8 protein-coding genes are annotated in these 13,700 nt (G+C 37.5%); 7 read left to right on the forward strand and 1 reads right to left on the reverse strand.

From position 1 onward, the window contains the following. The first annotated feature begins 188 nt into the window (after window positions 1-188). Entirely contained in the window at window positions 189-1,658 is a 1,470-nt protein-coding gene (locus tag ACPUVN_RS14430; RefSeq protein WP_426359619.1) for a NarK family nitrate/nitrite MFS transporter, read from the forward strand. Beyond that, on the forward strand, window positions 1,648-3,450 hold the full coding sequence (locus ACPUVN_RS14435; protein WP_426359618.1) for a protein kinase domain-containing protein: 1,803 nt from the start codon (window positions 1,648-1,650) through the stop codon (window positions 3,448-3,450). The genes ACPUVN_RS14430 and ACPUVN_RS14435 overlap by 11 nt, the downstream gene beginning before the upstream one ends. 113 nt (window positions 3,451-3,563) lie before the next feature. On the opposite strand, the gene ACPUVN_RS14440 is transcribed toward ACPUVN_RS14435, so the two are convergent. Further along, window positions 3,564-6,080 (reverse strand): TonB-dependent receptor plug domain-containing protein, encoded by a 2,517-nt coding sequence (locus tag ACPUVN_RS14440; RefSeq protein WP_426360526.1) that lies wholly within the window; start codon window positions 6,078-6,080, stop codon window positions 3,564-3,566. A 455-nt stretch (window positions 6,081-6,535) separates the two neighbouring features. Between ACPUVN_RS14440 and nirB the strand changes: the two genes are divergently transcribed. The 5 genes from nirB (at window position 6,536) to ACPUVN_RS14465 (ending at window position 13,498) form a co-directional block, all read left to right on the forward strand. Beyond that, window positions 6,536-9,097, forward strand: a complete 2,562-nt coding sequence (gene nirB / locus ACPUVN_RS14445; RefSeq protein ID WP_426359617.1) for a nitrite reductase large subunit NirB — start codon at window positions 6,536-6,538, stop codon at window positions 9,095-9,097. Window positions 9,098-9,108: 11 nt separating this feature from the next. Further along, window positions 9,109-9,441, forward strand: coding sequence for a nitrite reductase small subunit NirD (nirD, locus tag ACPUVN_RS14450; RefSeq protein ID WP_426359616.1), 333 nt, complete (start codon window positions 9,109-9,111; stop codon window positions 9,439-9,441). 597 nt (window positions 9,442-10,038) lie between these two features. After that, complete coding sequence (locus ACPUVN_RS14455; RefSeq protein WP_426359615.1) at window positions 10,039-10,638, forward strand: anthranilate synthase component II; 600 nt, start codon at window positions 10,039-10,041, stop codon at window positions 10,636-10,638. A 117-nt stretch (window positions 10,639-10,755) separates the two neighbouring features. After that, window positions 10,756-11,901 carry an HDOD domain-containing protein gene (locus ACPUVN_RS14460; protein WP_426369310.1) on the forward strand — a complete coding sequence of 382 codons (1,146 nt, stop codon included), beginning with the start codon at window positions 10,756-10,758 and terminating at the stop codon, window positions 11,899-11,901. Between the two features lie 382 nt (window positions 11,902-12,283). Beyond that, entirely contained in the window at window positions 12,284-13,498 is a 1,215-nt protein-coding gene (locus ACPUVN_RS14465; protein WP_426359613.1) for an aspartate aminotransferase family protein, read from the forward strand. Window positions 13,499-13,700 lie beyond the last annotated feature (202 nt).

The following is a 13,700-nucleotide window of genomic DNA, read 5'->3' on the forward strand; positions in this document are numbered from 1 at the left end:
GCACTGTAACCGTGCAACATAGCAAGATCAGTGCACAATAACGTAATCAAATATTAATAAAAACAACAAACTAAAAATAACCACCTGATATATATAAATAAAATATATTTTCTGGCTATGGCACTAGCCTTGCTTTCTCCTAACCATAGATTTTTAAATTTCAATTTGAAATAACACGGTGAAAACTTATGAGCGGACAAGCAGGCATCAATATATTGTCATTTACAGGCAAAATGAAAGTACTCCATTTAAGCTGGATGGCTTTTTTCATCACCTTTATGGTTTGGTTTAACTTTGCTCCATTAATCTCCGTGATTGGCGATAGCTTAGGCTTAACAGGTAGTGAGCTTAAAACTCTTATGCTACTTAACGTAGCCCTTACTATTCCAGCCCGTGTCATTATTGGTATGCTTACCGATAAATACGGACCTCGCTTAGTTTACGCCCTGCTATTAGCCATATGTAGTATCCCGTGTTTTATGTTCGCTTTTGCTGACACCTTTGAACAAGCCGCTATTGCGCGCTTTTTATTAGGCTTTATTGGTGCTGGTTTTGTTATCGGTATTCGTATGGTTTCGGAATGGTTTCCTGCTAACGAATTAGGTACTGCTGAAGGTATTTACGGTGGTTGGGGTAACTTTGGTTCAGCTGCTGCAGCTATGACTTTACCTACTATCGCTTTAATGTTTGGTGGTGAAGATGGCTGGAGATACTCTGTAGCGTTAACGGGTTTGTTAAGCTTAGTGTTTAGTTTGATTTGGTACGCAAACGTTACCGATACACCTAAAGGTTCAACCTACTTTAAACCGAAACAAACAGGTGCAATGGAAGTAACCAGTGTTCCTGACTTCTACTTATTATTAATAATGAAAATCCCTATGTACGGTGCTTTAGCATTACTTGCATGGAAACTTTCACCGTCTGGCGTTTCATTACTTACAGAAAGCACAACGTTAATCGCTTACTTATCACTCGTTGTTTTATTTTTACTTGAAGTAAAACAAACTTTTAAAGTGAATGGTCACTTATTTAAAAATGAAGTACCTGAATCTCATCGTTATAAATTCAAACAAGTTGCGGTTTTAAACATACTTTATTTTGCAACGTTTGGTTCTGAGTTAGCTGTTATTTCAATGTTACCTTTATTCTTTGCTGAAACCTTCGAATTAGATATGGTTTACGCGGCAATGTTAGCATCGACTTACGCCTTTATGAACTTAATGTCGCGTCCTGGTGGCGGTTGGTTAAGTGATAAGTTTGGTCGTAAGAAAACCTTACTTATTTTAACAGCAGGTTTAGCGGTAGGTTATTTTGCTATGTCGTTAATTGATAGTTCATGGCCTTTAGTTATTGCTGTAATTACGGCAATGGCTTGTTCTTTCTTCGTACAAGCGGGTGAAGGTGCAGTATTTGCTGCAGTTCCATTAATTAAGCGTCGTTTAACAGGACAAATTGCAGGTATGACAGGTGCTTACGGTAACGTAGGTGCCGTGGTTTATTTAACTGTATTGTCAGTGGTAGACTATTCAACATTCTTTCTTGTTATTGCGGCGACGGCAGTTGTTGGCTTTGTTGCATTGTTATTTATGCAAGAGCCAAAAGGAACAATTACCGAAGTACGTGAAGACGGTAGCATTGAGCTAATAAATGTCTCATAACACTTCAGTTAACGCTGAAAAAAGTACAGAAAAAACATCGGCTGTAAACCAAAACACACCTGACAAATTAGATGTGTGTTTTGGTGGCTACAGCACAGCAGGTAAAAAAGCAGAAAACCAAGATGCATTTGCAGCCCTTGTTCCTAAAGCCACCGAAATAATATCTAAAGGTGTCGTTGCCACACTAGCTGATGGTGTTTCAAGCGCAAGCCGAGCTGCTGATGCAGCTCAAATTTCTGTTACTCAATTTATTAACGACTATTATGCCACCTCTGACACTTGGTCTACCCAAAAGTCAGCTTCAAAAGTTCTTACCAGTTTAAACCAATGGCTATCTTCTCAAACCGATTCAGCCAACGGTGAATCATTACAATGGCTAACCACCTTCACTTCATTAATCGTCAAATCTTCTACGGGTTATGTTTTTCATGTGGGTGATACACGTTTAAGTGTCTATCGTGAAAATGACATTGAAATCATTACTCGTGATCATAATCGAAGAAGTGGTACTAACAGCAAAGATGTTATTTTAACGCGAGCTTTGGGTGCTGATCCGCGACTAAAAGTAGATGTGCATCAAATAGATGTTAAAGCTGGCGATATTTATGTATTAACTTGTGATGGCGTACACGACTTTTTATCAGCAACGGCAATAAAATCTAGATTACATGACTTACCAGAAAACCCGAGCAATGAAGATTTAGAAAAAGCCAGTAAATCCATCGTCGACTTTGCTTTAGAAATGGGCAGTGACGACAATGTTAGTTGCTTGCTTATGTATATTGGCAGTACGCCGAATCGTGAGTTAATTGAAATAGAAAGAGACTTACTGAGTAAAACCATACCTCCAGCACTTGAAGTAGGTATGAAATTAGACAATTACAAAGTACGCAAAGTTATTCACGCCAGCATACGCTCACATTTATATCTTGTTGAGCATGAGTCAGACCCTACTCCTTTTGTATTGAAAGTACCTTCAGAAAACTTTGCTGACGATATGATTTATCTGCAAGGATTTATGCGCGAAGCTTGGATTGGTGAACGCGTAAATCATCGTAATGTGATGCGTATTCAAAGCGCGAAAACTAACAGCAAATTTTTATATCATGTGTGTGAATACATTGACGGGCAAACTCTTTCAGAATGGATGCACGACAATAAGAATCCAAGCATTGCACAAGTTCGCGATATTTTAGAACAAGTTATTAAAGCTCTGCGCACCTTTCAGCGATTAGACTTGGTACACCGAGATTTAAAGCCCGATAACATCATGATAGATGCTTATGGCAAAGTAACCTTGATTGATTACGGCACTGTTCTTGTTGCTTCGCTAGAAGAAAACAGCAACCACTTAGCTGAGTCGGTTCCACAAGGCACGTTAAATTATATTGCGCCTGAAACATTGCTTACCTTACATGCCGATCATAAAAGTGACTTATTCTCGTTAGGTGTTATCACTTATGAAATGTTATGTGGAAGTTTACCTTACAAACCTATGGTAAGAGCTGAAGTCACCTTTAGCGACTATTCACCATTTCAGTACAAACGTATCACTCACTTTAGAAGTGATTTACCTTTATGGTTAGACCTAGCGCTGAAAAAAGCCACTGAAGCAGATCCTTCACTTAGATATAAAGCCTTCTCTGAGTTCTTTGCTGATTTAAGTAAGCCTAATATCAATGCGCTACAAGAATATAAAAAACAGCCCATAATGGAACGTAACCCTATTCAATTCTGGCAAAGCATGTCAGCCATATTGTTTGTTGCTTTTATTATTGCGCTTATTTATTAATTTAGAACCTGCTCTAAATATGTAAAAACAACAGAATATATTAAACAAAAAAAGCGCCTGAATCATTGGTTGATTCAGGCGCTTTTGTTTATCTAGCTTAGCTTACTATAACGTTAAAAAGTATAGTTCAAACGCGTATATAAAAAGCGTCCGTCAATGCTATACGATGAAAAGCCAGAATACGGGAATATTTGGTTAAAGTTAGATTGACCAATGTTGCTGATTGTATCTTCTGGGTATTCGTCGAATAAGTTATTCGCCCCTAAAGATATTTTAAGATTATCAGTAAGTGCATACGATACATCTAAATCAACAATCCAGTTCGGATCTAATACTTCATCATTTTCAACAGTTGTACCTGAATCAATAACTTCGCCGTAACGTGTTGCTCGTAAGTTAACTTGTAGTTCATCTAAGGTCCAACCCGCAGCTAAGTTAAGCTTGTTTTTAGGTGTACCATCTTCAAAACGTGCAATTTCTCTACGTGAGAATACAACATAGCTATCACCTAATGCTGATAACTCACTTGGGTTTTCTTTTACGTGAGTGACTTCAGTTTCATTGATGTTAAGGGCTGCGCTTAAACGTAGATCGCCGTTAGTACTTAAGTCAAGGTCGTACGTTGCAACAACATCAACACCTTTTGTTTTGGTGTCGATAGCATTAGTAAAGTAACGCGCACGTTGTGTATTGAGTTCGCCAGCTTCTTGTAAAATGCTAACAACAGCATCACCACTTAAGTTTTCAGACAATACGATACGGTCATCAATAGTAATTTGGTAAGCATCTACTGTTAAGTTGAAGTTTTCTTTCTCATAAACAAAACCTAATGTGCCGTTTACTGAGTCTTCAGCTTCTAGCTCTTTTGCACCTAACGCTTGTGCTGCTGATGCAGAAACTGGGAATAAACCCACTTCGCTTGGAATACCATTTTCAAATACGGTCGCAATAGATTTATAAGAAGTTTGCGCTAAGCTTGGCGCTCTAAAACCTGTACTAATTGCACCACGAAACGCTAAGGTATCTGACACTTCATATCTTGCTGCTAATTTTGACGTTAGCGTAGAACCAAAATCACTGTAGTCTTCATAGCGGGCTGCTATAGCGATATTTAACTTATCTGTTAAGTCGGTATCTAAATCAACATATAAAGCAACATTGTGTCTGCTTTCATCAACGGCACTTTCTGGAGAAAAACCAGATAATACTTGCGCACCACCAGCAGCTACAGGAATACCATCACCATCAAGAACGGTAATGTAAGAAGCTTCTTCACCTGCAATAATTTGATAACCTTCAGAGCGATATTCAGCTCCCATCGCAAGGAAAACTTCATTTTCTAAACCGAAATCAACCATATTAGTTACAGCAAAGTTAACTACTGTTTGATCATAAACAAGGCTACCGTTTTTAAATTCAGTTGGGCTATCAAGTCCCATTGAAGCATTTAAGCTATTAACCACTTCAAATTCGAAATCATTTTTTCCGTAGTTAACACTGAAATCCCATGTCCAATCATCAACTTCACCATTTACGCCCACAACAATGGCCTGATCTTTAACATCAGATCCAATTTGAGGTAAGAAACCATCAGGGTAAATTTCAGGAATGTTATTGCTATCGTTAGCTTCTCGGTAAAAACCACCTGATAAACCGTCACGTTGTGCGTAACTACCAAATGAATAAAGCTCAACATCGTTACTTAACGATACACCAGCATTATAGAAGAAAGCCGTATCTTTAATTTCAGCTTTACCGAAGTTGTGATTGTAGCGATTAAAAGTTAATTCACGCGGGTCTAATTCACCATTAATGCGATCGTATTGTTCACGAGGATCGAAGCCTGAACGGTTGGTTGCATCACGGTCGCGAGATTCTAATGATAAATTGATGAAACCATCGTTTTCAAATGTGGTTCCCCAGTTAGCAGAAAGTGTAGTAGTTGCGCCATCAGTACGCGATCTATAGCCACCCGTTACAAAATCTAAATCACCGTTTGCATCGACTTGAGTTTGTTGTAACTCAGGTACACCATCCATTGTTGTTACATGCTTACCGTAAGTAACATTAATGCTGCCGCCTTCACTCTTTTTAAGAATGATGTTGATAACGCCAGCAATAGCATCAGAACCATATTGAGCTGCTGCGCCATCGCGAAGAATTTCTATACGTTCAATCGCGGCTGTAGGAATAGTATTTAAATCAACGGCTGTTGAACCGCGACCTACAGTACCGTTTAAATTAAGTAGTGCGCCACTATGACGACGCTTACCATTAATAAGCACTAAAGTGTGATCAGGAGCTAAGCCACGAAGTACCGCTGGGCGTGCATGATCAGTTCCATCAGCAACCGTTGCATTTGGGTAGTTAAAACTAGGTACAAGATTAGATAGCACTTGGCTCACTTCTAACTGACCTGTTTTAGCAATATCATCTGCACTTAGTACATCAATAGGTACCATACTTTCAGATACCGTTCGGTCATTTCGACGTGAACCTGTAACAATAATACGTTCAACGTTAGCTTCTTCTGCTGCAGGTGCGGCCTGTATTTCAAAAGCAGGAATAGCACTTACCGACAAAGCTAGCCCTAAACCAATAGCGGAATGAGCTTTAAATGAATGACGAATATTTTGAGTTAGTTTTTTATAAGAGGTATTTAACAAAATGTTTCTCCTTGTATGGCGAATGCCTTATTTTATATATATTTGTATCATGTTTATTAATGTCTATATTGGTAATTATATTGATGGCTTAGTCATAAAAATGCAACATTAAATACGAAGATTCTCGTATAGATAAAATAAATTCAATCATAGCTACCTTATTTATAGCTTTATCCACACACTTAATAAGCTTTCATCCCTTTAAATGTGCACAGCACTTGTGCGGAAAAGTACTCACACTTGTGCATGAGTCAATTTTTTTCACGTCTAAAAAACATAAACACATGATTAATAAAGAATAAAATTCATGGCACTGTGTTTGCTCTATATCTACTAAGTCGAGGGGTATAACAACGTCCTGTATACATCACCTCAGTTCCGCATCGATGCGGCATTAAATAGCAAAGTAGGATTGTAGTATGAGCGCAAAACAAAAGATTGTAGTTGTAGGTAACGGCATGGTTGGTCATCACTTTGTTGATGAAATGGCTAAACATGAAGGTTATGAAATTACTGTATTGTCGGCGGAAGATAGACTTGCCTATGACCGTGTACACCTTTCTGAATACTTTTCAGGTAAAACCGCTGAGGATTTAGCCCTTACAACACCCGAGCATTATAACGAGTTAGGTGTTAAGTTTTTTACCGACGCTAAAGTTACCAATATCAATAAAGCAGAAAAAACGGTCAGTACTGAAACTGGCGAAAAATATGCTTACGACAAACTTATTTTAGCAACAGGTTCTTATCCTTTTGTTCCTCCTATTCCAGGTAAAGAAAGAGATCACTGTTTAGTTTACCGCACAATCGACGACCTTGATGCTATTCAAGCCTCTGCTAATTCAGGCAAAGTAGGTGTTGTTGTTGGTGGTGGTTTATTAGGTCTTGAAGCTGCGAACGCATTAAAAGAATTAGGCTTACAAACTCACGTTGTAGAATTTGCGCCACAATTAATGGGTGTTCAGCTAGATAAAGACGGCGGCGAATTACTTAGAAATATGATTGAAGGCATTGGCGTTCAAGTTCATACACAAAAAGCCACTAACGAAATTATTGACGGCGAAGATTGTGTTCACCGCATGGTATTTGCTGATGGCACGCATTTAGAAACCGACGTTATTTTATTCTCTGCAGGTATTCGTCCATATGACAATTTAGCGCGCGATTTTGACCTACAAATAGGCGAACGTGGCGGTATTGTTGTTAACAATGAATGTCAAACTTCAGACGAACACATTTATGCAATTGGTGAGTGTGCTCTTTGGAATAACTTTATATATGGTCTTGTAGCTCCAGGTTACACCATGGCTAAAGTTGCTGTAGATAACATTATTGGTGGTGTACAACAATTTACGGGTGCTGACATGAGCACCAAGTTAAAGCTTATGGGAATGGATGTTGGTTCAATTGGCGATGCACACGCACGCACAGCTGGCGCTAAATCTTATACTTACTTTAACGAACCTGACGATATCTACAAAAAGATTGTTGTAAGTTCAGATGGCAAAACATTAATAGGTGCTGTACTTGTTGGTGATACCAGCGAATATGATTCATTATTACAATACGCATTAAATGCGATTGAATTACCTGAAAATCCAGACGGCTTAATTTTACCAAGCTCAGGTGAAAAACCAACATTAGGTGTAGATGCCCTACCTGATACTGCGACTATTTGTTCATGTTTGAACGTGACCAAAGGCGACATTATTAGTGCGATTGATGCAGGCGCATGTGATGTAGCTGGCGTTAAGTCTTGTACTAAAGCAACGACAGGTTGTGGCGGTTGTGCAGCTTTAGTTAAAACAGTAACAGATCACGAATTAGAAAAACGTGGTGTAGAAGTTAGCACAGACATTTGTGAACATTTTGCTCATAGCCGTGTAGAACTTTTCCATATCGTTAAAGTAGAAAAAATCAGAAACTTTGATACCTTAATTGAAAAACATGGTTGTGGTATTGGTTGTGAAATTTGTAAGCCAGCTGTGGGTTCTATTTTATCTTCAGTATGGAACGACTACATCTTAAAAGAAGATCATTTACCGCTACAAGACACTAACGATACTTACCTAGGTAACATGCAAAAAGACGGTACTTACTCAATTGTACCTCGTATGCCAGGTGGTGAAGTAACACCAGAGCGCTTAATTGTGATTGGTGAAGTAGCAAAAGAATACAACTTATATACCAAAATAACAGGCGGACAACGTATCGATTTATTTGGTGCACGTGTTGACCAATTACCTGATATTTGGGAAAAGTTAATCAATGCAGGTATGGAAACAGGTCACGCTTACGGTAAATCTTTACGTACAGTTAAATCATGTGTGGGTAGCACTTGGTGTCGTTACGGTGTTCAAGACAGCATGGCAATGGCTATTTTCTTAGAGAATCGCTACAAAGGTTTACGTACACCGCACAAATTCAAATTAGGTGTATCGGGTTGTACACGTGAGTGTGCTGAAGCACAAAGTAAAGATTTTGGTATTATCGCTACGGAAAATGGTTGGAACTTATATGTAAGTGGTAATGGTGGTATGAAGCCTCGCCATGGTGACTTATTTGCTACCGATCTTGATGACGAAACCTTAGTGAAATACATTGACCGTTACTTAATGTTTTATGTACGTACCGCAGATCGTTTAACACGTACTTCAGTATGGTTAGAAAACCTTGAAGGCGGCTTAGAATATATGCAGAAAGTTGTTATTGATGATCACTTAGGCGTAAATGCTGAACTTGAAAGTCAAATGCAAAGTGTTGTTGATACATATCAATGTGAATGGAAAACAACGATTGAAGATCCTGAGCAATTAAAACGTTTCCGTCAATTTGTTAACTCTAAAGAAACAGATGAAAACATTGAATTTGTAACAGAGCGCGAGCAAATTCGTCCAGCTCGTGGCGAAGAAAAAAGCTATAAAGGCGTACAAATTCACACTGTAGATATTACCAATGAACGCACAGTAGAACCTGCGTAGGAATAGTTAAAATGACAATTGAAAAACAATGGCAAACCATCTGCCACAAAGATGATTTAGTTAAAAACTCAGGTGTTTGTGCGTTATTAGCAAACGAAGAGCAAATTGCTATATTTCAAGTAAAAGATGAAGTGTACTCAGTAGGAAATTGGGATCCTATTGGCGAAGCTAATGTTTTATATCGTGGCTTAGTAGGCGATAGTAAAGGTGATATTTATGTTGCTTCACCTTTATATAAACAACGTTTTGTTTTAAACAGTGGAAAATGTTTAGACGACGAAAGCGTTGCTATTAAAACTTACGACACACGTTTACAGAATGACGAAGTACAAGTGTTAGTTTAACAAAACTACCATACTTAAAATTTTGATGGGTTATCACGCAGCAACTAGTTTTTAGTCGCTGCGTTTTTTTTATTCTCATTTAAACTTCCCATTTTTGGCTATTCACTTAATGCGTTATACCAAACGGATTAATTTATTGAGCAACTTAGAGCTACATTAGCAAGCTTAGAACAAGCAAAATTGATTAAACATAGTTATTCTATATTTTTTTAATTTTGTGATGTTATCAGTTTGCTAATGAGCTCCCGAAGGGCGAGAATTTAAAGGCTCATATGCAGCGTTATTGATTTTGACAAGGTTCCTACATGGATGTAGGACATTAGGGTAACGCAGGAGCAGTTACCGAGAATAACCATTCTCTTCAATCAATGCCTCGCCTACATGGATGTAGGTGCTTAGGTTCAGTCTGGAACTATGAACCTGTGCCTCTAAACCTTTTAATTCTCGCTAAGTGAGTAATAAATTAATCCGTTTGGTATTATTTTAAATGACTGATTTAAAGTTTTTTAATTAAAATAATAGATGTATTGTTAGCTCTACCCTATTAGAATAGCGCCGCTCGTTATTCTCTTATTTACCTATCAAAGGACAATCTTCTTGTTATTAATGATCGACAATTACGACTCTTTTACCTTCAACTTAGTGCATTATTTTCAATCACTGCATCAAGAAGTAAAAGTCTGTAGAAATGATCAAATAACCATTGAAGAAATAACAGCACTCGCTCCCCAGTACATTGTTATATCACCAGGACCTTGCGATCCAAATTCAGCAGGTATTTCGCTAGCCGTTATAGAACACTTTGCCGGAAAAATCCCTTTATTGGGTGTCTGTTTAGGGCATCAATGTATTGCTCAACATTATGGTGCAGTTGTAGAAAAAGCCTCTAAAGTTATGCACGGTAAAACCAGTAGTATTAGCCATAACAACAGTGGAATATTTGAAAATTTAAATAATCCGCTCACTGTTACTCGCTATCATTCATTAGTTGTGAATAAGCATACCTTACCTGAAGAGCTAACGGTTACGGCTTGGAGCCACGACAATGATAGCGATGAAATAATGGCGCTTTCGCATAAAAGCTTACCGATAGAAAGTGTTCAATTTCATCCTGAATCTGTATTAACAGAGCAAGGGCATGAGTTATTGAAAAACTTTATTACCCTGTACGAGAACTATTCATGCCATTGTGAGTAGTAATTTATACGCTAAATTATTTTGTGTAAGTTAACTATAATACTCATGTTCCGCTATCACTATCCGATATAGAGATAACACCCACTTTCCATCTTAAGAGTTCTAGAATTTTTTTATATGCTAATACTTAATAACAACGAACACGCTTCTCCTATTTATGACAAATCGCTTAGTTTATTAATCGGTAAAGACTTTGCGGAAAAAATGAGTGGAAAAATATCACTTAGCGGTCATCAAGACAGTGAGCAAGTTAATCGTAGAAGAGAGTTATTAGCCGTAGAAGAAGAAACCAACAAAAACAAAATTATAGAAACTCACGGTAAAAATCATTTTAAAAAACAAGTGATGGAACAGCTCTTTACGAAAGTAAACGAAAAAATGGATCAACAGTTAGATAACACAGAAAGCCTTTTCTACAACACCTTATCAATTAAAGATACGGCGGCTGAAGTGTTAGAGGTTTTATGTTTAAAGGCAGCATCAATTAAGCGTATATCACCTTTAGTTAATTCATTACCTTGGCTTTCAAGCGAACTTATTGCTTTAGTCAACAAGCCACAATATAGAAAACGTGCCGACGTACAAGTAACCGATCCTAACTTAGCCCTTAGCTATGTTGGATTAGACAACTTAAAGCAAGTTATCCCCACTTTTACACTAAAACACATATTACCAAACACCACAGCACCTTTTAAATTACTAAAGCGTAAGCTGTGGAACGACAGTTTAGCTATGGGTTTAGCCTCAGCGGTACTTGCTGAAGATGCAGGACTAGACAGTTTTACGGCTTTTACCGCAGGTATGTTTAGTAATATAGGTCGTTTAGTGGTGACTCGCTGCTATTTACAAACCTATGATGAATTGCATAGAAGTGAATTACAAAAAGCTTACGAAAATAAAGATAAAAAAGTGCATAATGCCCTGCTCGAATTTGATTCATCACCTGAACTATTATTAGAGCAACTTATCTCGCGTAGCGATAAAATAACAGCAGATATTGTTGAGCTTATGCGCTTTGAAAGACTACAAATTACAGAAGCCATTTTTGACCTAGCTTACGCCACTGAATATAAGAAAATGTGCCCTATTGCACAAGTGGTTGCTCAGGCAAAAGCGTACGTAACTTTTAGAGGTTTAGCACGGGAAGAATTGATCTCTAAAAGTGAAGTAAAAACACTATTATCTCAAGTAAAAATCACACAAAAAGATCTCACTTTATTGAAAAAAAGTGACATTGATCACATAAAACTTAGGTTTAATTAAGATTTAATTGTTATTTATGTAAAATAATTTAGATTTTTTTTCTGATTATTTATAACTCTCTAGAAATTCACTTAAATTGGCGCGCATTTCAGCACCACACATGGAGTAGAAATATATCACTTCATTTATCCAACTATACTTATTCAATTAAAATGAATAAAACCTGTCAAGCCCGTGATTATTGAATTGAGCAACTCAAATTTTAATCACTTTAAACAAGACAAACCTAAAATTTAATACCATAATAGCCTTAACAAATAAGCTAAATCCCATGATTGAATGAATCAAGACAAGTGGAATTAACCTGTATTTTTGGATCTTAATTTTTAACAAAATAGAACCTTATTAAATGGCAAAATGCCAGTAATTAGCGGAGTAAGAAATGACTAACAAATTCCCAGTAAATCGCGCATTATTTGATGATGTAATGGCACCAAACTATTCACCATCTGCAGTGATCCCAGTTCGTGGTCAAGGCTCTCGTGTTTGGGATCAAGAAGATCGCGAATATATCGATTTGGCTGGCGGTATTGCAGTTAACTGTTTAGGTCATTGTCATCCTGCATTAACAGCGGCTCTTAAAGAGCAAGGCGAAAAGATTTGGCATTTATCAAATGTAATGACCAACGAACCAGCATTAAGACTTGCTAAGAAATTAGTTGATGCAACATTTGCTGAAAAAGTATTTTTTGCTAACTCAGGTGCTGAAGCAAACGAAGCTGCATTTAAATTAGCTCGTCGTTGGGCATTAGAAGAATACAATGCTGAAAAATCACAAATCATTGCATTCAAAAAAGGTTTTCACGGTAGAACATTCTTTACCGTTACTGTAGGCGGACAAGAAGCTTACTCAGATGGTTTTGGTCCTAAGCCTGGTAACATTTGCCATGCTGAATACAACAACCTTGAAAGCCTTAAAGCACTTATCTCAGACAAAACTTGTGCTGTAGTAATGGAACCATTACAAGGTGAAGGCGGCGTTATCTCACCTACTGATGAGTTTGTGAAAGGTGTTCGTGAATTATGTGACCAACACAACGCATTATTAATTTTTGATGAAGTGCAAACAGGCGCAGGTAGAACAGGCGAGCTTTACGCTTATATGGGTATGGATGTTACTCCTGACATTTTAACAAGTGCTAAATCATTAGGTGGCGGTTTCCCTATTGCAGCAATGTTAACGTCTACAGCTATCGCCAGCCATTTAAAAATAGGTACTCATGGTAGTACTTACGGCGGTAATCCATTAGCTTGTGCTGTTGCTGAAGCAACTATCGATACCATTAATACACCAGAAGTTTTACAAGGTGTTAAAGATAAAGCGCAACTACTTGTAGATGGTCTTAAAGCGGTTAATGCTAAATACGATATTTTTGCTGATATTCGAGGCCAAGGTCTATTAATTGGTGCTGAATTAACTGAAAAATACGCTGGCAAAGCTAAAGACTTTTTAAATGCTTCTATGGATGAAGGTTTAATGATCTTAGTAGCAGGTCCTAATGTTCTTCGTTTAACACCATCATTAGTAATACCTGATGCAGATATTGCTGAAGCTTTATCTCGTTTCGAAAAAGCAGTGGCTAAAATAGCGCAATAGTCTGTATTTCAAAATATCGACTACACTCAAAAGATCCTAACTGAATAAAAAAGCTCTACTTAGCAAACATAATTCGCTAAGTAGGCTTTTGTAATGCGTAATTTCTGCTCGTGGCGATTTCTATAAAAATATAACTTATTGAATTTATATAATTATAAAATTTTATTCGCTTACAAACAGCTGACTATTGTCTAAATCACGC

It is taken from the genome of Pseudocolwellia antarctica (assembly GCF_049933045.1).
Taxonomy (GTDB): Bacteria; Pseudomonadota; Gammaproteobacteria; order Enterobacterales; family Alteromonadaceae; genus Pseudocolwellia.

Coding starts and splice junctions, on each gene's coding strand:
- nirD (WP_426359616.1), top strand. CDS start 9,109: ATGACAATTGAAAAACAATGGCAAACCATCTGCCACAAAGATGATTTA.
- ACPUVN_RS14435 (WP_426359618.1), top strand. CDS start 1,648: ATGTCTCATAACACTTCAGTTAACGCTGAAAAAAGTACAGAAAAAACA.
- nirB (WP_426359617.1), top strand. CDS start 6,536: ATGAGCGCAAAACAAAAGATTGTAGTTGTAGGTAACGGCATGGTTGGT.
- ACPUVN_RS14460 (WP_426369310.1), top strand. CDS start 10,756: ATGCTAATACTTAATAACAACGAACACGCTTCTCCTATTTATGACAAA.
- ACPUVN_RS14430 (WP_426359619.1), top strand. CDS start 189: ATGAGCGGACAAGCAGGCATCAATATATTGTCATTTACAGGCAAAATG.
- ACPUVN_RS14465 (WP_426359613.1), top strand. CDS start 12,284: ATGACTAACAAATTCCCAGTAAATCGCGCATTATTTGATGATGTAATG.